Source organism: Ureibacillus sp. FSL K6-3587 (genome assembly GCF_038593165.1).
GTDB lineage: Bacteria > Bacillota > Bacilli > Bacillales_A > Planococcaceae > Ureibacillus > Ureibacillus suwonensis.
The window spans coordinates 1350017-1377014 of record NZ_CP151969.1 but is presented as its reverse complement, the minus strand read 5'-3'; the positions used below and the strand labels follow the sequence as shown (position 1 = coordinate 1377014).

27 protein-coding genes and 1 pseudogene are annotated in these 26998 nt (G+C 41.2%); 5 read left to right on the top strand and 23 right to left on the bottom strand.

Annotation, left to right across the window (positions count from 1 at the left end; all coding sequences use genetic code 11):
• The first annotated feature begins 27 nt into the window (after nt 1–27).
• Complete coding sequence (locus NSS77_RS06775; RefSeq protein ID WP_342468410.1) at nt 28–1389, top strand: transposase; 1362 nt, start codon at nt 28–30, stop codon at nt 1387–1389.
• Between the two features lies 1 nt (nt 1390).
• Here NSS77_RS06775 and NSS77_RS06770 read toward each other — a convergent pair whose 3' ends face one another.
• A complete protein-coding gene (locus NSS77_RS06770; RefSeq protein WP_342470917.1) occupies nt 1391–2182 on the bottom strand; it encodes an ABC transporter ATP-binding protein in 792 nt (263 codons plus the stop codon).
• A 195-nt stretch (nt 2183–2377) separates the two neighbouring features.
• On the bottom strand, nt 2378–2827 hold the full coding sequence (locus NSS77_RS06765; RefSeq protein ID WP_342470916.1) for a helix-turn-helix domain-containing protein: 450 nt from the start codon (nt 2825–2827) through the stop codon (nt 2378–2380).
• 131 nt (nt 2828–2958) lie between these two features.
• Here NSS77_RS06765 and NSS77_RS06760 point away from each other — a divergent pair, with 131 nt between their 5' ends.
• The gene (locus NSS77_RS06760; RefSeq protein ID WP_208651308.1) at nt 2959–3492 is read left to right on the top strand and encodes a DUF4242 domain-containing protein; all 534 of its coding nucleotides are present in this window, start codon (nt 2959–2961) and stop codon (nt 3490–3492) included.
• Nucleotides 3493–3676: 184 nt separating this feature from the next.
• On the top strand, nt 3677–4732 hold the full coding sequence (locus NSS77_RS06755) for an acyl-CoA dehydrogenase family protein (protein WP_342470915.1): 1056 nt from the start codon (nt 3677–3679) through the stop codon (nt 4730–4732).
• 29 nt (nt 4733–4761) lie between these two features.
• Here NSS77_RS06755 and NSS77_RS06750 read toward each other — a convergent pair whose 3' ends face one another.
• From NSS77_RS06750 to rpsI, 20 genes and pseudogenes are all read right to left on the bottom strand, one after another.
• On the bottom strand, nt 4762–5376 hold the full coding sequence (locus tag NSS77_RS06750; RefSeq protein ID WP_340434935.1) for an ATP-binding cassette domain-containing protein: 615 nt from the start codon (nt 5374–5376) through the stop codon (nt 4762–4764).
• Entirely contained in the window at nt 5369–6349 is a 981-nt protein-coding gene (locus NSS77_RS06745; RefSeq protein WP_340434937.1) for an ABC transporter ATP-binding protein, read from the bottom strand. The genes NSS77_RS06750 and NSS77_RS06745 overlap by 8 nt, the downstream gene beginning before the upstream one ends.
• Before the next feature lie 16 nt (nt 6350–6365).
• Nucleotides 6366–7202, bottom strand: a complete 837-nt coding sequence (locus NSS77_RS06740; protein ID WP_340434939.1) for an ABC transporter permease — start codon at nt 7200–7202, stop codon at nt 6366–6368.
• The gene (locus NSS77_RS06735) at nt 7199–8191 is read right to left on the bottom strand and encodes an ABC transporter permease (RefSeq protein WP_342470914.1); all 993 of its coding nucleotides are present in this window, start codon (nt 8189–8191) and stop codon (nt 7199–7201) included. The genes NSS77_RS06740 and NSS77_RS06735 overlap by 4 nt, the downstream gene beginning before the upstream one ends.
• 23 nt (nt 8192–8214) lie before the next feature.
• Entirely contained in the window at nt 8215–9813 is a 1599-nt protein-coding gene (locus tag NSS77_RS06730) for an ABC transporter substrate-binding protein (RefSeq protein WP_342470913.1), read from the bottom strand.
• A gap of 11 nt (nt 9814–9824) precedes the next feature.
• Nucleotides 9825–11813, bottom strand: a complete 1989-nt coding sequence (gene hypF, locus NSS77_RS06725; protein WP_342470912.1) for a carbamoyltransferase HypF — start codon at nt 11811–11813, stop codon at nt 9825–9827.
• A 34-nt stretch (nt 11814–11847) separates the two neighbouring features.
• Nucleotides 11848–12873, bottom strand: a complete 1026-nt coding sequence (hypE, locus tag NSS77_RS06720; protein ID WP_340434947.1) for a hydrogenase expression/formation protein HypE — start codon at nt 12871–12873, stop codon at nt 11848–11850.
• A 38-nt stretch (nt 12874–12911) separates the two neighbouring features.
• Nucleotides 12912–14027, bottom strand: a complete 1116-nt coding sequence (gene hypD, locus NSS77_RS06715; protein ID WP_340434949.1) for a hydrogenase formation protein HypD — start codon at nt 14025–14027, stop codon at nt 12912–12914.
• A 40-nt stretch (nt 14028–14067) separates the two neighbouring features.
• Nucleotides 14068–14337, bottom strand: a complete 270-nt coding sequence (locus NSS77_RS06710) for a HypC/HybG/HupF family hydrogenase formation chaperone (RefSeq protein ID WP_340434951.1) — start codon at nt 14335–14337, stop codon at nt 14068–14070.
• Between the two features lie 21 nt (nt 14338–14358).
• A complete protein-coding gene (locus NSS77_RS06705; protein WP_342470911.1) occupies nt 14359–15222 on the bottom strand; it encodes a NifU family protein in 864 nt (287 codons plus the stop codon).
• A 6-nt stretch (nt 15223–15228) separates the two neighbouring features.
• Nucleotides 15229–15603 (bottom strand): hypothetical protein, encoded by a 375-nt coding sequence (locus NSS77_RS06700; RefSeq protein ID WP_342470910.1) that lies wholly within the window; start codon nt 15601–15603, stop codon nt 15229–15231.
• A gap of 13 nt (nt 15604–15616) precedes the next feature.
• Nucleotides 15617–16831, bottom strand: a complete 1215-nt coding sequence (locus NSS77_RS06695; RefSeq protein ID WP_342470909.1) for a tetratricopeptide repeat protein — start codon at nt 16829–16831, stop codon at nt 15617–15619.
• A 51-nt stretch (nt 16832–16882) separates the two neighbouring features.
• A complete protein-coding gene (locus NSS77_RS06690) occupies nt 16883–17173 on the bottom strand; it encodes a hydrogenase maturation protease (protein ID WP_340434958.1) in 291 nt (96 codons plus the stop codon).
• On the bottom strand, nt 17154–17630 hold the full coding sequence (locus NSS77_RS06685; RefSeq protein WP_340434960.1) for a hydrogenase maturation protease: 477 nt from the start codon (nt 17628–17630) through the stop codon (nt 17154–17156). The genes NSS77_RS06690 and NSS77_RS06685 overlap by 20 nt, the downstream gene beginning before the upstream one ends.
• A 121-nt stretch (nt 17631–17751) precedes the next feature.
• A complete protein-coding gene (locus NSS77_RS06680) occupies nt 17752–19353 on the bottom strand; it encodes a nickel-dependent hydrogenase large subunit (RefSeq protein ID WP_340434963.1) in 1602 nt (533 codons plus the stop codon).
• Between the two features lie 38 nt (nt 19354–19391).
• The gene (locus NSS77_RS06675; RefSeq protein WP_340434965.1) at nt 19392–20363 is read right to left on the bottom strand and encodes a hydrogenase; all 972 of its coding nucleotides are present in this window, start codon (nt 20361–20363) and stop codon (nt 19392–19394) included.
• A 51-nt stretch (nt 20364–20414) separates the two neighbouring features.
• Entirely contained in the window at nt 20415–21092 is a 678-nt protein-coding gene (gene hypB / locus NSS77_RS06670) for a hydrogenase nickel incorporation protein HypB (protein WP_340434967.1), read from the bottom strand.
• A 2-nt stretch (nt 21093–21094) separates the two neighbouring features.
• Nucleotides 21095–21442 carry a hydrogenase maturation nickel metallochaperone HypA gene (gene hypA, locus NSS77_RS06665; protein ID WP_342470908.1) on the bottom strand — a complete coding sequence of 116 codons (348 nt, stop codon included), beginning with the start codon at nt 21440–21442 and terminating at the stop codon, nt 21095–21097.
• The gene (locus tag NSS77_RS06660) at nt 21435–21953 is read right to left on the bottom strand and encodes a DUF1641 domain-containing protein (protein WP_340434971.1); all 519 of its coding nucleotides are present in this window, start codon (nt 21951–21953) and stop codon (nt 21435–21437) included. The genes hypA and NSS77_RS06660 overlap by 8 nt, the downstream gene beginning before the upstream one ends.
• Before the next feature lie 740 nt (nt 21954–22693).
• A pseudogene (gene rpsI / locus NSS77_RS06655) lies at nt 22694–22768 on the bottom strand (30S ribosomal protein S9); the annotation flags it as partial.
• Between the two features lie 161 nt (nt 22769–22929).
• On the opposite strand from rpsI, the gene istA reads away from it, so the two are divergent.
• Together istA and istB are read left to right on the top strand one after the other, a co-directional pair.
• Nucleotides 22930–24213, top strand: a complete 1284-nt coding sequence (gene istA, locus NSS77_RS06650; protein WP_342470907.1) for an IS21 family transposase — start codon at nt 22930–22932, stop codon at nt 24211–24213.
• Nucleotides 24213–24971 (top strand): IS21-like element helper ATPase IstB, encoded by a 759-nt coding sequence (istB, locus tag NSS77_RS06645; RefSeq protein WP_342470906.1) that lies wholly within the window; start codon nt 24213–24215, stop codon nt 24969–24971. The genes istA and istB overlap by 1 nt, the downstream gene beginning before the upstream one ends.
• Nucleotides 24972–25201: 230 nt before the next feature.
• Here istB and NSS77_RS06640 read toward each other — a convergent pair whose 3' ends face one another.
• Complete coding sequence (locus tag NSS77_RS06640; protein ID WP_342470905.1) at nt 25202–26977, bottom strand: IS1182 family transposase; 1776 nt, start codon at nt 26975–26977, stop codon at nt 25202–25204.
• Between the last annotated feature and the right edge of the window lie 21 nt (nt 26978–26998).

The window sequence follows — 26998 nt, the reverse complement described above, 5'->3', positions numbered from 1 at the left end:
CAAATCCAAAAGAAAGGTGTCACCACTATGATAACGAATAAAGACTACTTTGCGCAATTACCAAAAGAAATTAAACAAGGATTTTCCGAATTAAATATTGGATATCATATAAGAAAAGCGAATATTACGAAACTTTCCGGGTATTCTTGTCTTACTGTTTTCAAACTGATTTTTCTTTTAGTCTTCCAATATAAGAACTGGTTTCGTGCTTTTATGAGTAAACGATCTCAGGATCTGCCCGGAAAGGATACAGTCTATCGCTTTTTAAATACACCAACCTATCATTGGAGAAAGTTTCTGCTTTCATTAAGCAGTGAAATGATCCGTCTGCTTCAACCATTAACTTCAAAAGATCGTGTCACAGCTTTTGTGATTGATGATTCTGTCTTTTCACGAAACCGTAGTAAGTCGGTTGAACTGTTGGCTAAGGTTTTTGATCACTCTACGCATCAGTACTTGAAAGGGTTTCAAATGCTTACCCTTGGCTGGACCGATAGTTTTACTTTTATTCCTATTGATTTTGCTCTTCTAAGTTCACCGAAAAAGGAAAATCGCCTGCAAGAAATCAATACCAATATTGATAAACGAACATCTGGCTATAAGCGTCGCCAGGAAGCTCTGAAATCAAAACCGGACGTGGCTTCAGCTTTACTTGATCATGCGCTTGAAAAAGGGATTATAGCTGACTATGTTCTCATGGATTCCTGGTTTACACAAGCGCCTTTAATTGAGAAGATTACGAACAAAGGGTTATTTGTCATTGGCATGGTGAAGCAATTAAAGCAGCGATACGTTTACAATGGTGAACGTTTCACACTGAATCAACTTTACAAATTGGCAAAAACGCACATGGGTAAAAAAGACATTCTCGGATCCGTTTATGCTACTTTAGACAATGGAATTCCAGTAAAAATTCTATTTGTACGAAACCGTAATAAACGGAGCGAATGGCTTGCTATTCTCAGCACAGATACAACATTAGAAAATGAAGAGATCATTCGTATTTACGGCATGCGTTGGGACATTGAAGTCTTCTTCAAATGCAATAAATCCTTTTTAAATTTAGGGAAAGAATTCCAGGGTCGTTCATACGACATGTTAATTAGCCATACAACCATTGTTTTTACACGATATATTCTCATTGCCTGGCAAATGCGAAAAGAGGAGGATCCTAAGACGATTGGCAACCTTTTTTACATCCTTTGCGAAGATGTAAAAGACATAGATTTTATTACTGCCCTTCAATCGCTTATTGACCTTTTCCAAACTTTGGCGGAATCCAAGGTTTCTTTAAACATGGACATCTTTAAAAATCAAATGAATAAATGGTTGGTTACTATACCTAATTATATCAAGCAATGCTTAAATATTACTGTGTGCGAAAGTTGAGTTAAATATTGAACTCAATTAAAGTTTCAGGTCTGCTGAAGTGGAATTCTTTAAACACAATGTTTCGATAATACTGAAAATCTCCGTTGCTCCGGTCCCGGGGTTTCGTCAGATGGATCTTGATTTCTTTATGGATTCTTCCGGGATTCGGATGCATAATAAAAATTCTGTCGGATAAATAAATGGCTTCATCAATGTCATGGGTGACAAGAATCATCGTTGTTTTTTCCTGCTCCTGGATACGAAGCAATTCATTTTGCAAATAATAGCGATTAAATGTATCCAAAGCAGCAAAAGGTTCGTCCATCAATATCAATTCCGGTTGCAGGGCCAAGGCTCTTGCAATTCCCACCCTTTGTTGCATGCCGCCGGATAATTCATGTGGAAACATATTTTCTTTCCCTTGCAACCCAACTAATTGAATATAGTGCAACGCTTTCTCTTTTCTTTCTTTTTTATCTTTAATTGATTTTTCAAGCCCCAGCTCCACATTTTTTAACACGGTCCGCCAAGGGAGCAAACCGTAATTTTGGAACAGCATAATGCATTTTCTACTCGGCCCATTGACTTTTATGCCATCTAACAATACTTCCCCGCCAGACGCTTGTTCAAATCCGCCGATGATATTCAACAAAGTGCTTTTTCCACAGCCGCTTTCCCCCAAAATGGAGATGATTTCCCCTTTTTGTACAGTAAAAGATATATTGTCTAATACTTGCACATCTTGTTTGTTCTTTTTGAAGCTTTTACTCACTTGATGAATTTGAATCATTGGTTGCCGATCCGGAACCATCCCATCCACCTCCCACCTTTAAAATCATAAATGTATATAAGATTACTTAGTTTTATAATTTTAAGTTATTTTATTATACTTTGTAATATTTTTCAACTACCTTTAAGAATTTTTTGAAAACATCCCTTTTCATAAAAAAAGCTGGCAATAGTGATAGGGTTTGTGAACCCCATCAACCTATTGTCAGCTTTTGGCTTATTCATTTTCAGCAGGATCGCTGACCGGAACGACAGCAATTTTATTTACCCGCTCTCCGGTTCTTTTTGAATAATATCCAATTTCTATCTCATCGCCTGTTTCTTCATCAACAATTTTTTTATAGCATTTTTTTAAATGTTTGCTTCCCCATATAATGAAGGCATTAAAAACATCCTCCAAATCTTTTCCGCTGTCCGTCAATTTATAGCAATAGCGGGGTGGGTGCTCCGAATATAATTCGGTTTCCACGATTCCTTGTTGTTCCAAATATTTCAGCCTCTCAGATAAAAGATTGGAAGAAATGCCCTTTAGCCCTTTTTTGATCTCGTTGAATAACGTATGTCCTGCTAAAATTTCGTGAATAATCAGCAGCGTCCATCTGTCGCCGATGATATTCAGCGATTGTGCAATATTGCAAGGAATATCGTATCGAGTTTTTGTTTCCATATTCAGCCTACCTCCGTTTTCCCAGTTTAACATAAAAATTATTTTATATACAAAGTTGATTTTTTTAACTAAGTATAATATTATAACCTTACCGGAAAACTAAAATTTAAATTTAAGCGAGGGGTTTATTAATGGGATTATATTTAGTTGAATCTTCCTTAAAAGGAATTGTATCTACAAAAGAAGAATTGAATCAGACTACAAAGTCACTGCAGGAAAAATTGGCAGCAAACAATGCCTCTTTAATTGAACTGCAAGTATCAAAAGATTTCACTCGTGCATTTTTTATCTTTGAAGGCGAAAAACGCGCCGATTTTACTGATGTGTTAAGAGAATTTTCCATCCCGGTTCAACTTGTCAAACCAGTCCGCCTGGTTGGTAAAGACTTGGAAGAAGTAAAGAAAAGCAATGAAGTTGTCAACTACTTAGTTGAATGGAATATCCCGGAAGATATAACGATGGAGCAATACCTTGCCAGAAAACAGAAAAACTCTGTGCATTATCAGGAAGTGCCGGAAGTGAAATTCTCAAGAACTTATGTATGTGAAGATATGACAAAATGCTTATGCTTCTACGATGCGCCGGATGAAGAAGCTGTAAAACGCGCCCGTAAAGCCGTTCAAACACCGATCGATTCCATTACAGAAATTTTGCCTAACGAGTAAATGTTTTGCCCATCCTTTCCAAGTAGCAAACCAATCAATGGTTTTGCTACTTTTTTTAATTTTCAGTTGTTTTTTTATACAAGGTATAATAAAATAACTTTAAACTTACTAAACTAGTCTGAATTATTTGTTTTATTATAATTTATTTTACCTTCAATGGAAAGGGTTGTAGAGGTGAAAGCCATTGACGAAAAGCTTAGCGGAAAAACCGTTGCTGGAAAGCATCATCGAACAAAAGTTGAAACCATTTGTAAAGAAAATTGATACGGAAGCCTATTACGCGAGGGATTATTTGCTGGAGCTCGGAAAAGAAGGATTTTTCCGGTCGGAAGGCAAAACGGAAACAGAATACCTTCTAAAAGAAATGAAGTTGGTGGAAGAAACGGCGAAAGTTTGTATGACTACGGCATTTTGCCTTTGGTGTCACCTTGCCGGATTGACGTATATACGGAATACAAACAATTCGACCATCAAAAACCGTTTACTGCCTTTATTTGAAAATGGGGAACTTTTGGCTGCCACAGGCTTATCCAATCCAATGAAATATTATGCCGGGCTCGAAAAATTGCATTTATGCGCTGAGGAAACGGACGGAGGCTACATTCTTTCCGGCGTTCTTCCGGCTGTTTCAAATTTGGAGGAGAGCCATTGGTTTGGCACCATCGCGAGCGTCAGTGAAAGTAAACGGGTGATGTTTCTTGTTCCATGCAATGCCAAAGGGCTAAAACTCAAAGAAAAGGCCGGTTTTTTAGGCGTAAATGGCAGCGCCACATATGCTTGTCAATTCGATCAAGTATTTATTCCAAATGAGTATGTGCTTGCGGAAAATGCCGACGAGTTTGTCGAGCTGATTCGTCCGAAATTCATTCTATACCAAATCCCATTGGGCATCGGTATCATGAAAGCTTCTACTGATTCCATTCATAAAGTGAAATCAAGACAAAATGGGTGCAATCAATTCTTGCCGACACAAGCAAGTGATATTGAAGAAACCATCCATCAAATTGAAGAGAAACTCGAGCAATTACTGAAAAAAGAGTCTTTTCACTGGAAAGAAATCGCAAAAATTCGCTTGGAAACGGCCTATTCAACATTGGAAGCCACACAAGCAAGCATGCTTCATAACGCAAGCGCCGGGTATTTGCAAGGTTGCGACCCTTCCCGCCGATTGCGCGAAGCCTATTTCTTTGCAAATTTGACACCAACCATCAAACACCTGGAAAAAGTTCTTTCCAACTAATACTAAATTGTAAAAGCTGTCCGAAACATTTACATCGGACAGCTTTTTAATTGATTAAAATCAATGATGCGATCGCTAATTCGTTCCAGCAGGGAAATGTGATGGCTGATGGCCAATACTCCGATATTCCGCTCTTTTACAAGCCGAATGAGGGCATGCCATATTTGCGCCTGTGTAATGGCGTCGAACATGCTGGTAATTTCATCGGCAATAATATACCGGGTATCGGGATGAAAGGCGCGGGCAATGCAAAACCTTTGCAGCTCGCCGCCGGAGAGTTCATGGGGCCTGCGATTGAACCACTCTCTTTTTATACCAAGGATATCAATGATTTCTTTATCCAGCTCCTCCACTTCCTCGATTGTTTCCGACAGCTTCCATTTTGGGTTGATGGCTTGTTCAGGATGCTGCCAAATCAACTGCACCGGATAAACTTTTGGAAAAACGCTCTTTTCTCCGTCAATAATGACTTCCCCTTCAGCAGGGGAAAGGTAGTTCGCCATGATTTTCGCAAGGGTCGTCTTTCCAGAACCGCTTTTGCCGAACATGCCGACGATTTCGCCCCGTTCCAACGCAAAATTAACGTTTCGAAACAGCCATGTTGAACGATTGTACTGGAAACTGATATTTTTGCACTTAAGCATAAAAGCACCTTACCATCTCGTATTTTCCGATCTTTTGTAATTCAGGCTTTTCCGCCCTGCATCTTCTCGTCGCGATTGGACAACGATCTGCAAAGGAACAGCCTGCCAGCTCTTCTGCAGGGGAAGGCTGTGAACCTTCAATAGGAATAAACCCGTTTTGCGGCAATGCATTCCAAAGCGCCCTTGAATAAGGATGACGGAATTTCCCGCCCTTCTTCAAATGTTTTCTGTCCACAATTTCAACCGTTTCCCCCGCATAGAACACCGCAATTTTATCTGCGATTTTCATTGCCGCTTCCAAATCGTGGGTAATCATGACCACACCCCGATGATCCCTTGCCAACATTTTTAATTGGAATAACAATTCGTCAAGCGCTTCCGCATCTAATCCATTGGTTGGTTCATCCGCAATAATCAACTTCGCTTCACTTGCCAATGCCATGGCGATAAAAATTCTGCGAATCATCCCGCCTGAACATGCGGAAGGAATTTGGTGATATATCTCCGGATCCAATCCCACCTTCCGGAATATTTCTTCCACCGTTTTTTGCTTATTTTTCTGTTTCACCAATGCTTTTACTTGCTTTCCAATTTTCATCAACGGATCCAAAGCATTGGTCATTTGCGGAATAAGCATGATGTCATTGCCGCGCAGCCGTTTTTTCCTTTTCTCGGTCAGCGGTTGATTTTCGTAATTCACCGAACCTTCAATCACAGAATTTTTTGGCTGAATCCCCAAAATGGCATCCGCCAACAAACTTTTGCCTGACCCGCTCGCCCCAACAACGGCCACCACTTCTCCATGTTGAATCTGTAAATGAAAATCCCTTATGGCATACAAACATTCACGGGCAAACCCTTTATTAAACCGTTCAATCGTTAAAGACATGTTTTTTATTTCCAGCAAAAAATGGGTTTGCACTTTCTCTATCTCTTCATTTGTTTCATGTTTCAGTTCATAAACTATGTTCATTGATTAAATCCTTTCCTCAATTCGGATTCAATAATTTTCGCAGGTTATTTCCCAACACATCAAACATGGCAACCATTGAAATCAATGATAATCCGGGAAACAGCACAAGCCACCACATGCCGGTCGTCAAATATTTCATTGATTCCGATAAAATAATGCCAATGGCCGGCTGTTCAGGCGATAAGCCAAATCCTAAAAAGGTGACGGCCGATTCATGCAATATGGCATGTGGAAACAATAATATAAATCCTACAAATAATTGGGGCATCAATTGCGGTAAGAAATGCCGCCTGATGATCCACATACGGGATTTTCCTAATTTCTTAGATATTTGTACATATTCGGCCGATTTGATTTGCATCAGTTCCGCACGCAACACCCGTGTCAGCGAAGGCCAATGGGTAAGAGCGATGCCAACCACAACGCCTTTTACTCCTCCACCTAATACAAAGGCAATTAAAATCAAAGCCACAAGGTGGGGGATGCTTAAAAACAAATCGATAAGACCTGTTACAATTGCATCGAAAAATTTGTTTATAGAAGATAACAAACTGAAGATAAGGGCTATTAATGTACTGATCGTTGCCGCCAGCAAGCCGACTTGCAAACTTAAATGAAGACCTAAAAATGTGCGGTAAAACATATCCCTTCCTAACCAATCCGTTCCAAAGAGGTGTTCGACGGAAGGGCTAAGATTTTTTTCACTCATATTCGCCTCGATCTGCTCATCTCCGATCAAAAACCCGCTAAAAGCAATGATCAGAAATAACAATGCGGTTACGGTTAATTTCATCAACACCCGTTTGCGGTGGACCGTATTTCCAAGTCCAATTGTAATGGAATGATTTTTCATATCGCTTCACCATTTTTCATCCGTACATCGATGAGGTAATACAACAAATCGGCCAATAAATTGCCGATAAACACAAACAACGTACTAAATACAACGATTCCCAGCAACAGGGGAACATCACTATTCATTCCTGCTTGGACGATGGCTTGTCCCAAACCCGGATAAGAAAATACTTGTTCAGCTAAAATGGCCCCTCCAAACAATTCTCCAAATGAGGCAAAGTGCACAGAGATGGCAGGGAATAACGTATTTCGCAAACCATGTCTGGCAAAAAGCCGGAAACCTTCTTCCCCCTTTGCCCGTGCGAATCGTATAAATTCGGTGTTAAAAACGTCCATCACTTTTTGCCTTGTATGAAGGGTGATATTGGAAACGCCAATGATACTTAATGTCAAAGCAGGGAGCACCATATGCTTTATTTGATCCAGCCAGGTCACTTCATCTGATAGCATCCCGATCGGGGTCCCCAAACCAATCGGAAATAAGCCGAGCCACATGGAAAAGACAATCAGCAATAATATCCCTATCCAAAAGGCCGGGGTGGAAGCGAGGATGAAACAATAAGATTTGATTGCCCGATCCATCCAAGATCCTTCATTCATCCCCGCAATCACACCTAATGCGTAGCCAAAAATGCCGGAGATAATCCAGGAAATGGCCATCAGCATAAAGGAGGCGAGAAACCTTTCTTGAATGATGGACAGCACCTCTTGCCGGTACAATAGGGAAGTGCCTAAATCCCCATGCAAAAACATATTCAACCAATTAAGAAATTGCTGTGTTTTTGATTCATCGACACCAAAATATTCAGCAAGTTGTTCCTTTTGCTCTTCGCTGACCACCATCATCTCCGCCCCGAGATAGGATTGGATGGGATCGACAGGCGAGAAGCTGACGAGTATGAAAGAGAACAAGACAACGGCAAATAGCAATATGGCAAATTTCAATGTGCGCAATAGAATAAATTTTCCTATATTCAAGAGTTGCAATGCCCTCTACCTTCTTTCCATACTCACTCTTCCCATGTCCAATCTGCAATAAATTCCGTTATCGGCCATCCGTGTCCATGGGGTTGTATCTTCTGTTCGCCTATATTCAAATGTTCATTCACAAAATATAAGTGCTGAAGATTCACCAACCAAACCCATGGAGCATCGCCCAGCGCGGAAAAGCCCGTTTCTCCATCCCATTGGGCCTTCTTCCAATATTCATTCGCCACTTCCTGGGATGTGGCGTGAATCGCCTGATCCATATATTGGTCTACTTTTTCGTTGGAGTAATAGTTTGCATTCGAATAACCTTGACCGCGAAACTTGCTGTGGAAAAGATGATACATTTCAATCGGGTCATGGCTTCCCCAGCCCATAACGACTGGCGTTGAATGCATGACTTCCTCGATTTCACTCCAGCTTTTGCCTTCCGTGTTGACCTCAATGCCGATTTCTTTGGCCATTTGTTTAAATGCAATGGCCAACGATTGGCGCGTTTGGTCACTGGCAGGATACACCAATGTAAACCTTGCCTTCTCCCCGTCTTTTTCAAAAATTCCATCCGCGTTTTTCCGCCATCCGGCATCCATTAAAATTTGTTCTGCCGCTTCTATATCCCCATCTTCAAAAACGGTCTCTTCATTCCACCATGGCAGTTTGTCCGCTACTGAAAAGGCGGGAGTTCCAAATCCCTCAAGTACCTCATCAACCAACTTTTCTCTGTCAATGGCAATGTTGAGCGCTTTGCGGATGGCGAGATCCGATGTTACAAAATGTCCGAATTTGATTCCTGTTTCCAAATCAAGTCCCGGTTCTGGGGTTGGCATCATAATTCCGCGATTGTCCACACTATCCAGTGCAATCAGCTTCATTCCAGGAATGGTTTCCTTTGCCAAATTGGGCGGAACGGATACAATATCCACCTGTCCCGCTTTTGCCGCTAAAAATGCGGCATCCTGGGATAAAAAGAGGAATGTTAATTTTTTAAAAGGAGATTTTTTTCCGTAATAATAAGGATTCTCCTCGACAATTAGCTGCTGCCCTTTATCCCATTGCACTAACTTATATGGTCCAGAGCCAATTGGATTTTCCCGATAGTTTTCAGAATAGGCATGTTTCGGCACAATTCCTAGCATTGTTAATGTGTATAAAAAGGTCGATTGGGGTCTTTCTAAAACAAATTTCACTGTTTGGGCATCAAGTTTTTCAATCTTTTTTAAGTTTTGTAAGTCCACCACTGATTGGCTGTTTTTGGCCGTTTCAAAGGTAAATATCACATCCTCGATTGTCAGCGGCTCACCGTCGGAAAACTTCACATCATCGCGAATTTTTACAGTCCACTCCAATCCATCTTCACTCACGCTATAGTCCACGGCCAAATCCGGCTGCACATTGAAATTTCGGTCCAGTGTAAGCAAGGTGCTTTGAAACAATGGGGAACCGTACCTGCCCCAACCTGTCGTCGGATCGAATCCATCGGTCGGTTCTGAGCCGATTGCCAATACTAAACTATCTTTTTTCTTGCCAGTTTCTGAGTCAGAAGCTTGGGATGTGCATGCAACCAGCAGGAAACATGCAAAAATCAGCACTGACATAAGTAGGAATCGATTATTAACCTTCATAGCGCTCACCTTTATTCAAGGATTGTTGCTGAAAGAATGGCTGCTTGCCCTAAGCTGATGCAATTGTCGCCCAATGGAACTTCATCATCATATAAAATTTCAATCTTTGAACCTTCCAATAAATCGAAAATGTCGGAAACCAGCAGACTATTATGGAACACCCCGCCGGACAATACGGCGTAATTCGTATCATACTCTTCACAAAGGGACTGAATCACATCCACAACCGCCTGGGCCAAACTGCGATGGAATCCCCTTGCAATCACTGATGGCGATTGGCCTTTCAGCTTTGATTGAATCATTTCTTCAAATAATGGGCGATAATCCAACTCTTCCCCTGTCCATGGGAATGTGTACACTTCTTCCACTTGTGATTGGCTCGCCAAGTATTCCAAACCTATCGCCGCTTCCCCTTCAAAGGAGTTGTCCAGGTGGAAACCTAATAACGCGGCCACCGCATCATACAATCTTCCCACGGATGTTGTCGGGAATGTGCGAATATTTTTTTCCTTGATTTTCAATGCCTTATGGAATGAATCCGGAAGCTGCAAACGATCCAGCAGCTCTTTGTCAAAGTCACCTATAAAACCTGCCAAAGCTTGAAGCGGAAACGTTGCTGCCGCATCTCCGCCAATCAAAGACGCTTTTCTTAAATGGCCGCGCCGCGTAAATCCTTCCTGTACACTTCCTACAAAAATTTCGCCGCCCCAAATTTCGCCGTCCTCACCGTATCCGGCACCGTCAAAAACAATGCCGACAACCCGTTCCGACAGTTTATTTTTCACCGCCAATATGGAGGCAAGATGGGCTTTATGATGTTGCACAGCGACATGTTGACAGCCTTCCAATGTTTGGGCGAATTTCGTTGTAAAGTATTCCGGATGCAAATCATAACCGATAATGGTTTCGCTCAAGTCCACCCCATGGATGGCCAAATAATCCTTCACTGTCCGTTCAAACTTCAACTGTGTGCCATATTTCGTCATGTCGCCAAGATGGTGGCTCATAACGACTTTCTGGTCTTTTACCAGTGTAATGGTGCTCTTTAAATCTGCGCCGACCGTTAAAATCGGGCGGGAAGAAGGCAACGCGATATCCAGCAAGTTGTTATAGCCCCTGGATCTTCTGAAAGGCACCGCTCCGAGTTTCGTCACTTTCAATACCGTGTCGTCAACGCTCCGCTCGATTTCACGTTCACCGATCAAAGCCGCACATTGGAAATCTTCCATCAATCCCGTTAATTGGTCATCTTTATGAATCGTCGGTTCTCCGGGATAGTTGGCGCTCGTCATCACGATGTAACGCGGCGCGCCAAAGTGGAACAAAAGATGCTGCAATCCTGTATAAGGCACCATGAGGCCGATGTCTGTATTGTTCGGCGCAACGATGGAGCTCAATTCTTCATTCTTTGATTTGGCAAGCAAAATTGGACGTCTTTTCGATAGTAAAATCTCTTCTTCCTTTTCAGATAAATGAACAATTTCTTTTGCTGCCTCCAAATCTTTTACCATGATGGCAAAGGCTTTTCGTGGGCGGCCCAATTTATTTCTCATGACTTGAACCGCTTTGCCATTAAAGGCATCACATACTAAATGGTAGCCGCCATTGTTTTTCACAAGAAGGGTTTCCCCGGCATTCAACAGTTCGGCTACCCGCCGGAACATCTCTTCACCTTCAACACGTTGTCCATTTTCAAACAGATAATAGTTTGGACCGCATTGCGGACAGCAGTTTAATTCCGCATGATATCGGCGGTTCTGCGGATTTTCATATTCCTCTTTGCAGGATGGGCACATTTCCCAATCCGTCATGGTTGTATTTTGGCGTTCAAATGGGACATTTTTCATTAACGCATATCTTGGTCCGCAATTAGGGCAGCCGATATATGGATATAAATAACGTTTACTTTCCGGGTCAAACAATTCTTTTAAACAATCATCGCAAATGGCCGTATCAGGTAAAAAAGTATAGGTCGTCATCGTACGATAAGGCGTTGTCATTCAATCACTCTCTTTCCATATAATTTACAGATGATCAACAAATCCGTGGAAGGGGATCACCGACCAACATATCAATCGCCCTCGTTCCACCATAAGAAGAGCGGGAAAGGACAATATGGCGATCGCTTTCAAACACTTCCCCAATAATGGCCGCCTGTTCTCCTCCAGGGACTTGCTGTATGGCTTTTAATGCATCTTGCGCATATTCCTCTGAAACAACCGCGATAAATTGCCCTTCATTCGCGATATGCATCGGATCAAGCCCCAATATTTCACAAGCGCCGCGTACTTCCGGATGCACTTTGATGGCTTCTTCTTCAAGCATGATCGCCACTTGGGCATCCCTTGCCAATTCGTTTAATGCGGTTGCCATTCCACCACGGGTTGGATCGCGCATCCATTTTAGCCCCGGTGCTGCCGCATTAATCAGTTTGGAAACAAACGGCCAAACTGAGCGTGTGTCGGATTTGATATCCGCTTCCAGATCGAGATCTCCCCGGGCGAAAAGGATGGTGATGCCATGGTCACCAATGGGTCCGGAAAGGATGATTTTATCTCCCTTTTTGACTCTGCTTGCTGATAAATTGACTCTTGGGTCCACAAGCCCGATGCCTGCTGTCGTAATAAACAGCTTGTCCGCCTTTTGATGTTCGACCACTTTTGTATCGCCGCCGACAATGGCCACATTCGCTTTTTCCGCCGCTTCATGCATGGCTTTTATTTCCGCTTCCAATATTTCCGTTTCAAGGCCTGCTTCTATGATCAAAGTTGTAACTATGGCCAGCGGTTTCGCACCGCCCATGGCAATGTCATTGACCGTTCCGTTGATTGCCAATTCCCCGATGGATCCCCCAGGGAATCTCAAAGGATTTACGACAAAGCTGTCCGCTGTAAAGGCGATTTTTGTTTGATCCGCTTGTACATAGGCCGCATCGTTCAATTCTTTTACATTTAAATACGGCACCAGAAGCCCCTCAATTAATCTCCGGCTTGCCTTCCCGCCGGCTCCATGGGCAAGTTGAATGGTTGGTTCTCTAAAAGCGACCTTCTCTTTCAGCATGGCAACTACTCCTTCTCGACATTTTTCAAATATTGTTTTTAAGAACTCATTGTAGAATACAGGTGGTTATAATAAGTTGCACACGCCCCTTCAGAAGAAACCATGAGAGCGCCGACAGGATTGTCAGGAGTGCACACTTTTCCGAACAATTTGCATTGATTCGGCTTCAGCATTCCTTTCAATATTTCCCCGCATTGGGCATCTTTGTTTTCTTCAATGTGGATTTTTTCGACATTGAAATGAACTTCCGCATCCCATTTGGCGAATTCCGGTTTCAGCTTCAATGCGGAATTTTGGATTGCCCCTAATCCGCGCCATTCAAATGCAGGGCGATCTTCAAACACTTGATCGATGATTTCTAATGCGGAAACATTTCCCTCTTCCATTACAACCCGTTTATACTGGATTTCCACTTTGGATTCTCCGCTTTTCAGCTGTTTGATCAGCATCAAAATGGACTGCAAAATATCCAATGGTTCAAAACCTGAAATCACGACCGGCTTTTTATATTCCTTGGCAATGATTTCATAAGGATGGGCACCGATGATAACCGATGCATGCCCCGGCCCGATGAATCCGTCAATTCTCATATTCGGCTGGTCCAAAATGGATTTTAAAACCGGTATGATTTTTACATGATTGGAATAGACGAAAAAGTTGTCGATATCCAATTCTTTCGCTTTTAGAACCGTGATGGCTGTGGAAGGGGCCGTCGTTTCAAAACCGATGGCAAATAATATCACTTTTTTATCCGGATTTTTGATCGCAATGTTTAATGCATCCAAGGGTGAATAAATCATCCGTACATCCGTCCCCATCGCTTTATGGTTTAATGGGGAACCTTTTTTTCCTGGAACGCGCATCACATCCCCAAACGCTGTAAAAATCACTTCGGAATTTTTGGATGCAATCTCCAATCCTTCATCGACACGCCCTGGGGGAAGAACACATACGGGACATCCTGGCCCGTGAATAAATTCAATATTTTTTGGCAACAGTTCTTGAAGGCCGAAATGGAAAATCGAATACGTATGCCCTCCGCATGCCTCCATTATTCGAAAATGGTCATCCGGCTCAACGATACGCTCAATTTCTTCCAAAGTTTTCTTAATCAAATCAGGATTACGAAATTCATCAATATAACGCATCTTCATTTAAATCCCCCCAAAAAATATCAGAAAAATTTAGTACCACTTATTCAAACTGATACCCTCTCACTTCCTCCATCGCTTCCTTGTCTTCTCCTATTTCCTGCAATAGTTGTAATTGCTCTTTCGCCTGCTCTTCGCTGATTTTATTCATTGCGAATCCGACGTGAATCAACACCCAATCGTTTTCATTCACATTTTCATGTTTGATCAAACTGATGTTCACTTTGCGTTTCACACCGGAAACATCAATCATCGCATATTGATTTTGATCATCCAGCAACTCGACAATTTTTCCTGGAATCGCCAAGCACATTTTTATCCCCCCAACATTTCGTTAATTCCCGGTCCTGATCCACACTTGCTTATTTTCAATTCGCACAGGAAACGGCTCCAATTGGATATGCGGGACAGTAACGCATTCCCCATTTGTCAAATCAAAGCGAAGTGTATTGTCATGTCCGATTAAAACCATATGATCTTCCTGTTCCACCGTCTCCTGTGTAAATGGTATTCCCCGATGTGGACAGCGGTTCCGATAGGCCATGATCTTGTTGTCTATGATGATTAACAGCACGTCCACTTCATCGATGGTGAGGTAGTATGGCTTGTTTTCTTCTAATTCGTCGACATTCGGGCCTTCTCTCCACCCCGAATTCATTAAATCCCCTTCATCGACGTTCCGTTTGTAAGGCATATACCCTGGAGATAAATCGTTGACCATCTCGACTCTTTCGACTTCCGGAACCCGTGCTTTGATGGCTTCTTCAACGCCGTTTTTCAATGTCACTGCCGATAAAGAGCAGCCTGAACAAGCCCCTTGCATCCGCACATAGACCACATTGCCATCGATTTTTTCCAATTCAATATCCCCGCCATGGGAATTTAAATAAGGCCGAATCTCTTCCATGACCGCAGCGACTTTTGTATACAGGTTTTGCTTTATGATTCCATGCAATAAAAGCATCGCATAGACAGAAGGATCCTCTATGGCCTCCAACATCAACTGTTTTCCTTCATCCGTTGAGCGGACAATTTTTACAAGCTTTCTAAGGGCATCTTCATGAAACGCTTCAATGGCTTTCTTTAACTCCATGATTTTTTTCAATTGGTAGTCAGTAAAATCCATTTCCCGTATCTCTCTTAACACTTGATCAATCCGCTCTGTCAACTGTTCCACACTTTTTGATTGTGTGCCCAATCGGCTTCACCCCCCAAAAGCTGCATGCTGTTCAAGCACTTCTTCAGCTTTTTGTTTTAACAGCTCTTCAAATACTCCCTTTGCCATTTTTTCTACAATCGCTTCCACCGTTACTTCTTGTTGCAGAACTTGTTCCGGATCATAACGCCGTTTTGAGAGCGCTTGTAGAATAAAACATGAACCTGCAGGATTATCGAGCAAAAATTCTTCAAAAAAAGCATCAACGAATTTATCCAGCCATACCCCATTGCCATAAGGATCCGTGCGCAAAAGGTGCAACGCATTTTCCACCCCTTCCGAACGTTGGACGGCCCGCTCTACAAACCGCTCTGTGGCAATTTGCAACAGCGTATTGAAATATTGCTTTTCGTAATCGTTCACCGGTTTCCCTCCACTACTTTTTGGAAAGTTCTTCTTGTTTCAACTTGATTTCCTGTAACAAGTCCTCTACCACTTTTGCCGATTCACGATCGCCCAGTTCTTCAAAGATTTGTTTCGCTTCAGTCAATTTTGGCACCGCACTGGAGAATGCGCCTAGATGAGAGAGGGCTGTACCTTGATTCGCAACGAGCCGCGCATAGCCATGAGGATCTGTTTCCTTTTTACGCACCTTCAGTACATCTTCATAAAGGGCGACAGCTTCCCACAAGTTGTCTTCAATATGGGAAGACTTTGCATATTGCAGGGCATTGGCCAAATTGATCGTTGCACTGCACCATAAGTCGGTATGGTTTTCTTTATCCAAATAACGCAATGCTTCCCTGAGCGATTGAATGGCCATCGCATTTTTCAAGTGGTAGTTATGGGCATTGGGCGGCATGGCTATATAAGACAACGCCAAATTCATATGGATCATGGCATAGTTTTCAGGATACGTTTCTTTCCGATATGTTTTCAAAGCCGTGTTGTAACATTTGATGGCCTCTAAATAATAGGTTTTATTGCCGCTGTCCGCTATTTCCTGGTAGGCTGTCCCCATCTGGAAGGTCAGCTCTGCCCGCATAACGTCAAAGGGTGAACGTTCGATCAGCGATAAAGCGGTTTTATATAATTCAACCAATTGAATGTCGACCATTCCCAATGATTGTTTCGTTGCGGCGACTTCACTTAAGAGCCGCGCCGAAAAGATGGGCGAAATTTCATTGACAATTTGAGCGGCTTCTTCCAGCAATTGAATCCCTTTCGTCCAGCTGTTATTCTGAAACGCTTCATAAGCATGTGTAGCCATAATGAATGCCCGGATCTCGTCAGCCGTATCTTCGTCATATCGGGGAGGTTCCTGCTTCATATTCAAACGCCAGGCTACCGCATCCAAAAGCAGTCTCAAGTCTCCGCCCAACATGGATTTCGCTTTTTCGTAATGGGATTTTTCAGGATATAAAATGAATCGATTAAAGTGGCCTTCTTTGGTGTCAGGCAACAACTCATCAACCCGCTCCACAGGTTCCCCCTGAATGGCGGCTAAAAAAAATTGCCATTCTTTTGGACAAGGTTCAGGAATAAAACCTTGCAATAAAGAAGGCATGATGGTGTCCGCATTTTTGATCGGCGGCAATAAAAAGAATCCGGCTGTACCTGGAAATACTCCAATTGGCTGACGTTTCAACATGTTCATCTCCCCCCTAAAATCAATTACCCTCTGAAACGGCTACAAAACTTCTCATTGGTTTAAATATAGTGGAATCCGAAGTGCCAATGCCTCTTCATCCCATTGGACATCTCTTGGTCCAAAGTCCACATCATCCGGCAAAAATTCAGATATGAAAACGGAACGATCCCCTCTGGCATTGCGGTATTTTAAAATCAATCCTCCGGCTCCTACATAATTCACCGGCATGATGAGCAAATCTTGTCCTTGCAGAATGGCAATGATCGCGCCAGTAGGGAAATAGTGTTGAGCGATTTCCGCGGGAATTTGCAAATAGCCTGTTTCAGTTATTTGACACTTCAATTTCTTCACCTGATACTTTTTTGATTATTTTTTTCGCCAACTTCATCACGCTTTCTTCCACTTCCGGTGTAAGCCCCGTACCGTATGATAAATCTTGGGCTTCAACCAAATAGACCGTTACTTTTTTTGGAAACTCATTTTTCAATAACCATCGCCCCATGGCAATGGCGTGATCCCAACGGAAATCATGCATATTGATGTTTTCTAACGGAATGGCTTCCACTTCTTCCCCCGGGATTTCAAAGACCGTCCCCGGTTCCGCTCCCGTCGTGCAAGCATCAATAATGATCAATTCTTCAGCTTTTCCGATTTGAAATACGACATCCATTCCTGCCGTTCCGCCATCCGCCAAACGCACATTTGAAGGAACGCCTAAATCCCATAACTTTCGTATCAAAATAGGGCCGGCACCATCATCTTTCCGGATCAAATTCCCACAGCCAATAATTGTGATCATGTTGTCCTCCATCTATAAAACTTTTATGAATAAATTAGAGGGCTTTATGATAAAATTGCCCTCTAATTATTTTTCTTCTAATAGATTTTAAGTTTCTTTGAAATTGTCCATTTCTGTATAATCAGAAGTTTGTCACCCGATATTTGGCCAATTGCTTGTTTGTTTTGCCGTCATATGCATGAACTGTACATACGAGACAGGAGTCGTAACTTTGCGCAATATGTGCCAATTCCACCGGATCTTCCGGATTTTTGATTGGCGTACCGATCAGTGCTGTTTCAATCGGACCTCTTTGGCCAAAGCGGTCACGTGGTCCAATATTCCATGCAGTTGGTGTAATGATTTGGTACTTTTCGATTTTTCCGTCTTTCACTTGGATCCAATCCGCCAAGAATCCCCGGGCTGCTTCCGTAGCTCCGAAACCGCGTCCTTCAATCAATTCGCCAGGATTCACATAGAATTTTTCATTCAAGTCAATTTGTTTTAACCAATTTTGCACATAACGGATATATTTTGGCGCTTCATGGAATCGTGCCAACACGCGAACCATAGCGCTCGGTCCAATTTCTTTTACAATGTTGGAAATCAACGGATCATAATCTTGCCAATCTTCCGCACCTTCTCGTCCTGCAATCATTTGGCGGGCAAGCGGTCCGACCTCCAGCGGTGTTTCGCCGCTATCCAATAAATAGCGCGGAGCTTTTGCGAATGTATATTTTCCTTGTTTTACCCCTTCTTCAGGATCAAGCGGATTTGTAAATCCTTCAAACGGATGGTATGAACCTGTTCCTTCATAGAAGGAATGCGTATGGTCTTCCCGGATACGGGCTTGGTCAAAATCATGGTAGTTCTCGCCGTCATATACGCCTGAACGGGCGATCAACGCACCGTTTCTCGAGTCGATTGTAGGGTGAGTATATTTCTCAGGATTTGGGAAACTTCCTGCAGCCAAGTACTTGCCAGGACCAGCCCCATATTTGTCCAATCCAATATCCATACTGTATCGGATAAATAATCCCAAATCCGATTCATAGTGCTCTTCTTTTTCTTCCAACCATTCAAGCACATCGGACCATGTTTTGTTCTCGAGCCATCTTTCCATTGAACAGCCGAGTAAAATATCCTCCAGCCAGTTTTTCCGGAAATGTTCCATAATGGATATCGAACGGGTAACGTCCGAGAGGGTTGGCGCACACATGACGCCGCCTGGAATCATGAAACTTGAGTGCGGCCATTGTCCGCCAAAAATCGCATAGATTTCCACCGGTTTGGCGGAAAGCGTTACGCCTTTTTCATAGTTCACACCGACAAATGGCGCCCATCTTCTATTCACTTCTTCATATAAAGGCGATGATTGATAGTTTTTATGTGTCAGCCCTATGGCAAATAGCGCATAGAACCAACGAGGGATACTTTGAATCGTTTCCACCGCTTGCGCGATATTTCTCACCAAAGTGGCATTTGGCGGCACTTCAGTGTGAAACGCGGTATCGAGTGCATAGGCGGACTTTGTTAAGTGGCTGCCACCACAAATACCGCAGATCCTTGGGGTCATGATGAGACCCGCTTGCGGATCTTTGCCAACCAATATTTTTTCAAATCCCCGGAACATCGTCGCTTCCGTCCAGGCATCAACTACTACACCATTTTCAATCGTAACTTTGACATCTAAATCCCCTTCTACACGTCCTAAAGAAGGGACTTTAATCGTTTGCTGTGCCAAATTCTCCCCTCCTTAATTCTTTCAAAAATTTCCAATTATCATGGTACAAACAGATCTTCTTTTGCCCATTTAGGAGCCACTGTACGAGCTACGGCAGCATGTGCTGAGTAGCTTAATGAATCCATGCCTGTTGGCACTTCTTTCGGAATAGTTCCCAAGATTTTTTGCGTTTTGAATACTGTTCCTGGTGCCAAGTCAAAGAATGGGAATTGTGGTTCTGTACATCCGATACATGGCATACCTGCTCTTGTTTTGGAAGATTGACGGTTCCATAAAATACGGTTGCAGGATGAACGGGTCATCGGTCCGCGGCAGCCTTGCTCATAGAATAGGCAGCCTTTTCTCGTTCCTTGTCCAAACTCTTCCACCGGTTCTTTATATTCATAATATTGAACGCGTGTACAACCTGTTTGAGTGAATGTTTTAAAGAACGTTTCAGGGCGGTGATATTCATCCAATGTAATATCTGAAGTTCTGCCTGTCGCAATGGCTACAAGGATTTGCGTCACCCAGTCCGGATGGGCAGGGCACCCTGGAATGTTGATCACCGGTAAACCGGCTTGTGAGCGGAATTCCGTTGATAAAAATCCGCCAGGTTTATCCTTGAAGAATTGTAATCCTGTTGATTCGGATGGATTCGGACTTGTTGCAGGAATTCCACCCCAACATGCACAATCCCCGATAGCCACAACAAATTTTGCTTTATGGGCCAAATCATAAATCCAATCTTTTTTAGGACGTTCAAACAATGTATCGAAGCGCCCCGTTCCATTCGGGCCTTGAATGACTGTTCCTTCGACAACCAAGATGTCCAATTCGGTACGGTCTTCAAGGATGTCGTCCAAAATCCCTTTCACTTGATAGCCGAATTCCATGGAGACCGAATGGTGGTAAAGAATATTAATTCCAAAATCTGTCACTAAATCAATCACGGTAGGTTCATCTGCATTCAGAAACGATTGAGTATTTCCATTGCAGGCTCCACCATGAATCCAAAACACATTTACCATTTACCTCTCACACCTCCAAAATCGCGTATATTTTTATTACTAACAAACCCATTAAAACGCTTTCATTTTTTCTTCTATTAAGAAATCAATCCATTCATCAATCCCCATATCTTTTTTTGCTGATACTTCAAAAACTTTCATATTAGGTCTTGAATGATAGATTGCTTGGTAAAACATCTCTTTGTCAAAATCCACCGCTTCCGCCAAATCCATTTTTGTAATGATGGCTACATCTGCGCTGTTGACGATGGTCGGATATTTTTCCGGTTTATCTTCCCCTTCCGTTGTTGAAAATAAGACAACCCGCATATTTTCGCCCAGATCATAGCTGGAAGGGCAAACTAAATTACCGACATTTTCGATGAATAAAAAATCCAGCTCATTTAAATTCCAATGTCGGAGCGAATCTTCTATCATTTGGGCTTCAAGATGACAAACCGTCCCAGTTGTGATTTGTTTCACCATTGCTCCGCTCTGTTCCAGCCGGTGTGCATCGTTTTCTGTTGCCAAATCGCCTACCAGTGCCGCTACGCTATATTTTTGGCTGAGGCGCCTCAGCACTTCCGTAAGCAATGTTGTTTTTCCGGAGCCGGGGCTGGAAACAATGTTCACCACGTATACTTCGTGGTCATGAAAACGCTTTCTTAAATCTCTGGCCAGGATGTCATTTTTCTTCAAAACATTCTCTCTTATTTTGACGATACGTGGCTGTTCAATTGCTTGGCTCAATATTAACCCCCACCTATTAGTTCATATAATTCAATTTCTTTCCCTTCTAGAATCTGATCAGTGCCTGAGTTGCATTCCGGGCATTTGATTGGAACCGGATTTTGCAACACATACTCTTTTTCACATTGCGGGCAAAAAATTTTTAACGGAATTTCTTCGATTATCAAGCGTGCTCCTTCGAGCATTGTTCCTTCTGTTGCAATGTCAAAGGAAAATTCCAATGCTTCCTTTACAACACCAGAAAATACTCCCAACCTTAATCTAAGTGCATCCACCTTGTTCAAATTATTTTGTTCCGCAGTTTCTGCCGCCAATTGGACCAGGCTGAATGCAATAGACAGTTCATGCATTTTTAAGCTCCTTTGAAAGTACTTTTGCGAAATTCAAAACAAATTGAATGGCAGGCTGAATTTCCGGGTTTGTCAGTTCTTTCATCAATCCAAAAATGCCGGAGCTGCCTGAACCTTTGTAATCCTTTTGCGAAGCTGCTTCTGACGCAGAGTCGCATAAATTGCTTAAAAACTTGAGTGTTCTTTCATTCAAGAATGTTTCTTCAATTTTCTTGAATTCTTCGGAGTTGATTAAATTTTGGAAACGCGTTAATGTTTCGATGCTTTTTTGCATATTGCTGATGAAGTTGTTCCTTGGCAATTCTTCCCGCAAAGCCACAACCATTCTGTTGACGGAATCCGCCATTTCTGGACTGCGTGAAATAAACTGCTCAATGGCTGCAAACAGTACGTTGAATTTCTCCAAATTATCAAGCAAGGTGATCAATTGGGAAATTGTTCCCGGCTCTGTTAACTTGTTCATTAAGACTGCTTCACTATTAATGCTAACCACATTGTTTTGGCTGCTCAATTTTACACCTCCTTTTGCCGGAATTGTGAATCTATGAAAATAATATTATAGTGAAAACATAAATTACCCTGAAATAATATAAGATTTGCGTATTGAAAGGGAAGTAAACATTATATTAGAATAAATAATTATCCGAATCTTCTGATAATTTAATGTAACTAATTAATATCATAATTTTCACAGTTTTGTCAAACACATTTTCCATAACATTTCCTGAGTTCTTTATTGATCCGTCGCCGAAACCACCTGATTTCTTACACTTACAATATATAAAGGAAGCCTTTTTTTCATGAATACAAATCGTTCCTTTCATCAGGCATTTTTTCCGTCTTCGCCAATTTTTTTATCATTTTTTGGGAAATAGAATATTTTTGACGAAAAATTATTAATCAGTAAGATAAAATGGCTACCCTATAAATGCTTTGCATTTTAACGAAACAGGAAAAAAGACTTTCAATCAACGAGAGCATGATTTGTTACGAATGGAATGGATGTAATGGGAATGAATTCTCTTGTCCCGTTTTCAGTGCAGACCAATCGGCCACATAACAAATGAAAATTTTTCCTACCTATAGAATTTGCATTGATTGATCCATTCCAAAAAAATAATCCCCTGCCGCTTAATGTATGCGCGGCAGGGGATTTTATTTAATTTCACAGATTCTGGTGAGCAAGTAATCGAAAGCATAAAAATGGCCCTCTTCTTGATAAAAGAAGGGGCCATAAACGTATCGATAAAATTAACGTTTTGAGAATTGTGGTGCGCGACGAGCGCCTTTGAGACCGTATTTTTTACGTTCTTTAATTTTTGGGTTTTCACGGCACATCATTTAATGGAAAACTCCATATGTATCAATATATTTAGTAGGTTTCAATTTCACAAGATAGAAATGATAATTTAAATTTGTACACAAATGCTTGAATAATAATGTACAAAATTGATTTTAGATTACATACTAATCTTGAGGTGATTAGTATGTACATATCGATAAATGTCGAAACTGATTTTAAGATTAAGAGTCTTGAAGACTTACCAAAATTAAAACAACTAATGGAGCATTTGAAGATGAAAATTAATAAAAGTCAATTAGCTAGAGATCTAGGTGTAGATCGAAGAACCATTGATAAATATTTAAATGGATTTATTCCTAAACGTACACGAAAGAAGCCCTCCAAAATTGATGAATACTATGAAATCATCGCTGCACTACTTTCGGAAGATGCTAAGCAAAAGTTTTATTATCGTCGTGTGCTATGGCAGTATTTAAAGGATAATCATGGACTGGATTGTGCAGCATCGACGTTCCGAGCGTATATTGCGAAAACGCCCGAATTTAATGCTTACTTTGAAGAGGATAAACGAATTCCTTCTCCTAAAGGCACAGCACGTTTTGAAACGCCTATAGGAAAACAAGCACAATTGGATTGGAAAGAGAGTATTCCTTTTGAAACAAAGGATGGTCAGAACGTTGAAATCAATGTTGCAGTACTGATTCTATCTCATTCACGTTTCAGAACCTTCCTAATGAGTATTTCTAAGTCACAAAGTGTCCTGTTTTCCTTCTTAACAGAAACATTCGAAGCTCTTGGAGGGGTGCCAGCTGAAATCATCACGGATAATATGAAAACCATTATGGATGAGGCAAGAACAGAACATTCCCCAGGAAGAGTAAATGCCAAGTTTGCACAATTCGCTAAGGATTTTGGTTTTGAGGTGAAGCCATGCATTGCTGGACGTCCAAGGACAAAAGGAAAAGTGGAAACCACAATGAAAATATTAGATGAAATTCATGCTTATCAAGGTCAGTTGACCTTGGAAGAATTACATCAATTTGTGCAAGATTTATCTCATCGAGTAAACCATGAGGTCCACCAAGGAACTGGAAAAATTCCTGCGATAGAATTCAAAAAAGAAAGGAATCACCTACTCCAGTTACCAACTGAGAAAGTAAGAGATTCCTATCGGATCAAACATACGCTTGTAAAAGTAAATGCATCCAACATGATTTCCTACAAATCAAACCAATACTCGGTACCAGCACAGTACCAAGGAAAGAAAGTAGGCTTACAAGTGTATGATAATCAATTATGGATTTATTATAACACGGAACTGATTGCGCAACACCCAATAAGTAATAAGAAATTAAATTATCAGGAAGCACATTATCAAGAAGCCTTGGGCGTTTCCATGCCGAATTATCCGGATATTGATGATCTAGCGAAACGGAATTTAGCAACGATTGGAGAAGTGTATAAATAATGAATCCTACAACAAACTATCAACAACTCATACAAAACTTAGATTATTTGAAGCTCAAGCAAATGTCCTTACATTTAAATGAAGTCTTAGACTTCAGCGTTAACCATCAATTGTCACTGGTAGATACGCTAGTGAAACTGACGAATTACGAAATTGATGTACGTGAACAAAATATGATTCAATCGATGGTGAAGGTTGCGGCTTTTCCGCATTTGAAAGAAATAAAGGATTTTGATTTTAGTTTTCAACCGTCAATAAATCAAAAACAAATTTTAGATTTTCTAACACTTCGATTTATTGAAGCAAATGAAAACATAGTTTTTCTAGGGCCAAGTGGCGTAGGAAAAACACATTTAGCCACTTCCATTGGGATTGAGGCAGCGAAGAAACGTACAAGCACTTATTTCATTAAGTGCCATGACTTAATTCAAAATCTGAAGAAAGCACGTTTAGAAAATCGGTTAGAGAGTAGATTAAAACACTATACAAAATATAAACTCTTAATTATCGATGAGATCGGTTATTTACCGATTGATGCCGAGGACGCAAAGCTTTTCTTCCAACTCATCGATATGCGTTATGAGAAGCGTAGTACGATTCTTACAACGAATGTGAATTTTAAAGCATGGGATGAAATCTTTCAAGAACCCAAGCTGGCCAATGCGATTTTAGACCGCATTTTACACCACGCAACCGTTGTCACTATCGTTGGAGATTCTTATCGATTAAAGAATCATTTAGAGAAAGAAAACGAGTGATTTTGTACATCCTTAAACAAGCAAAAGTGTACATATTTGTGTTGACATTTATACACAAGATTTCATTGAATTGCGCCAAGGGGTATTCAAAGGGTATTCAAAATTTAAATGCTGGCGGGACCATATGTATAAAGACTCTATTACTTCTCAATCGCTTTATGCAGAAATCGAAAACAAGTAATCAGGAACAATGTCAGAAGAAATACAAAAAAGAAATATAAAGTTGAGTATCAAAAATTAAAAATGGGCTTGTCTAAAAAGTCCATAAAAACAGAGCGAATGGAGAAAACAATGAGTTTTTCCATTCGCTCTGTTTCCTTATTTTTGAAATTGGTTTGGGAATTTGCGGCCCATTTCAGTATGTTGTGGGCCATTGCCACAATCCCGAATTCTGTTCGGACTTTATGAAGCCCCCGTAACAGAAATCGAGTGAAACGCAAATTGCCCTTGATGTTCCCGAACACACTTTCGACATCCACTTTACGCTTCGCATAAAGAGCTGCCTTTTGTTCGTCACCAAGAGCTGCTTTGGCTTTCGCTTTCATTTCTTCATAAATCGTGTTCCAATATACTCGACGATTTCCTTTGGCTTTCGTACACCCATTCTTCAACGGGCAATCCGTACAATCTTCACACTCGTACACTTTCAAATCTTGTATGTATCCAGATGCATTTTTTCTTTTTTGATAATACTTGAATACGACTTTCCGATTGTTCGGACAGATAAAGCAATCGTCTTCTTCGATGTATTTCCAGTTTTGTACTTTTGATAAATCCTTTTTAAACTTTTTACTTTGTTCCTTCAAATAGGTTTGGTATGGGGCTAATAATTCAAAACGAGGTTCTTTTTCTTCGCCAATCGCATATAAATAGTTTTCTTCACTCGCATATCCTGCATCGGCAATGACATACTTGAGTTTCTTTTCCTTCGGTATCGATTCCAATAACTTTTCCATAAATGGTTGGAAACAGCGAGTATCTCCTGGATTTTGATAAATTTCAAATCCCACGATAAATTGATGTTGTGTGGCGAGTTGAACATTATAACCCGCCTTGAGTTGGCCGTTTTTCATATGGTCCTCTTTCATTCGCATAAAAGTGGCCTCATGGTCGGTTTTCGAGTAGCTATTTCGTTCACCTAGAATCTGTTTTTGTACTTTGTATTTTCGTAATCGTGGAAGATAATCCGTTTGAATCGTTTTCAGTTGTTTGGTGAGTTGGGATTTTTTAGAGCGAAGTTCTTTTTTTCTTTCTTTGTCTTCTTCCTGTTTATAATCTTTTTCCAAAGCTTCTATTCTCTCAGAAAGTTGTGCCGATGATTTTTCTAATTCTTCTTCTAATTGTTCTTCTTTTAATTCCTCCAAGGCGATTTGGTGCGCTTCTTGTAGAAACGATTGAATTTTGGCTCGTAGTTTCTGATCATATTTTTCTACGGATTTTCGCCATACAAACGTATATTTGTTGGCATTCGCTTCTATTTTCGTACCATCCACAAAAATATGGTCGAGGTCGATAAATCCTTGTTCTACTAGTTGAAGGACAAATTGTTCAAATACAGAATCCATCATGTTTGACATACGAACACTACGAAAATCATTTATTGTGCGATGGTCAGGGGTTTGCAATCCCGCCAACCACATCATCGGAAGATTTTCTTTCACCATTTGCGCTATTTTCCGACTTGAATAAACGTTTTGAGTGTACGCATATAAAATCACTTTCAATAACATTTTAGGGTGATAGGGTGCACGACCCCCACCAACATAATGAGTATACAACACTTCATCCGGAATCGATTCCACCATTTCATCCACTAAACGGGCGACATGATTTTCAGGAATATACATTTCGATATCTAAAATGCTCATGACTTGACGATTGCAATAAGGTTGGAAAACTAGTTTTTTGCGTTTCTTATTCTTTTGAACCTCTATTTTTTGAATACCCTCTAGAGTCATTTCTAATTGCGTGTTATAATTTTCTTGAATAGTCATTTGATTATTCATAAGAAATCGTCCTTTCTATGG

Excerpts from the sequence above, each read along its gene's own strand:
- NSS77_RS06775 (WP_342468410.1), top strand. The coding sequence starts at position 28 with ATGATAACGAATAAAGACTACTTTGCGCAATTACCAAAAGAAATTAAA.
- NSS77_RS06770 (WP_342470917.1), bottom strand. The coding sequence starts at position 2,182 with ATGGTTCCGGATCGGCAACCAATGATTCAAATTCATCAAGTGAGTAAA.
- NSS77_RS06765 (WP_342470916.1), bottom strand. The coding sequence starts at position 2,827 with ATGGAAACAAAAACTCGATACGATATTCCTTGCAATATTGCACAATCG.
- NSS77_RS06760 (WP_208651308.1), top strand. The coding sequence starts at position 2,959 with ATGGGATTATATTTAGTTGAATCTTCCTTAAAAGGAATTGTATCTACA.
- NSS77_RS06750 (WP_340434935.1), bottom strand. The coding sequence starts at position 5,376 with ATGCTTAAGTGCAAAAATATCAGTTTCCAGTACAATCGTTCAACATGG.
- NSS77_RS06745 (WP_340434937.1), bottom strand. The coding sequence starts at position 6,349 with ATGAACATAGTTTATGAACTGAAACATGAAACAAATGAAGAGATAGAG.
- NSS77_RS06740 (WP_340434939.1), bottom strand. The coding sequence starts at position 7,202 with ATGAAAAATCATTCCATTACAATTGGACTTGGAAATACGGTCCACCGC.
- NSS77_RS06730 (WP_342470913.1), bottom strand. The coding sequence starts at position 9,813 with ATGAAGGTTAATAATCGATTCCTACTTATGTCAGTGCTGATTTTTGCA.
- hypF (WP_342470912.1), bottom strand. The coding sequence starts at position 11,813 with ATGACAACGCCTTATCGTACGATGACGACCTATACTTTTTTACCTGAT.
- hypE (WP_340434947.1), bottom strand. The coding sequence starts at position 12,873 with ATGCTGAAAGAGAAGGTCGCTTTTAGAGAACCAACCATTCAACTTGCC.
- hypD (WP_340434949.1), bottom strand. The coding sequence starts at position 14,027 with ATGAAGATGCGTTATATTGATGAATTTCGTAATCCTGATTTGATTAAG.
- NSS77_RS06710 (WP_340434951.1), bottom strand. The coding sequence starts at position 14,337 with ATGTGCTTGGCGATTCCAGGAAAAATTGTCGAGTTGCTGGATGATCAA.
- NSS77_RS06695 (WP_342470909.1), bottom strand. The coding sequence starts at position 16,831 with ATGTTGAAACGTCAGCCAATTGGAGTATTTCCAGGTACAGCCGGATTC.
- NSS77_RS06685 (WP_340434960.1), bottom strand. The coding sequence starts at position 17,630 with ATGATCACAATTATTGGCTGTGGGAATTTGATCCGGAAAGATGATGGT.
- NSS77_RS06675 (WP_340434965.1), bottom strand. The coding sequence starts at position 20,363 with ATGGTAAATGTGTTTTGGATTCATGGTGGAGCCTGCAATGGAAATACT.
- hypA (WP_342470908.1), bottom strand. The coding sequence starts at position 21,442 with ATGCATGAACTGTCTATTGCATTCAGCCTGGTCCAATTGGCGGCAGAA.
- istA (WP_342470907.1), top strand. The coding sequence starts at position 22,930 with ATGTACATATCGATAAATGTCGAAACTGATTTTAAGATTAAGAGTCTT.
- istB (WP_342470906.1), top strand. The coding sequence starts at position 24,213 with ATGAATCCTACAACAAACTATCAACAACTCATACAAAACTTAGATTAT.
- NSS77_RS06640 (WP_342470905.1), bottom strand. The coding sequence starts at position 26,977 with ATGAATAATCAAATGACTATTCAAGAAAATTATAACACGCAATTAGAA.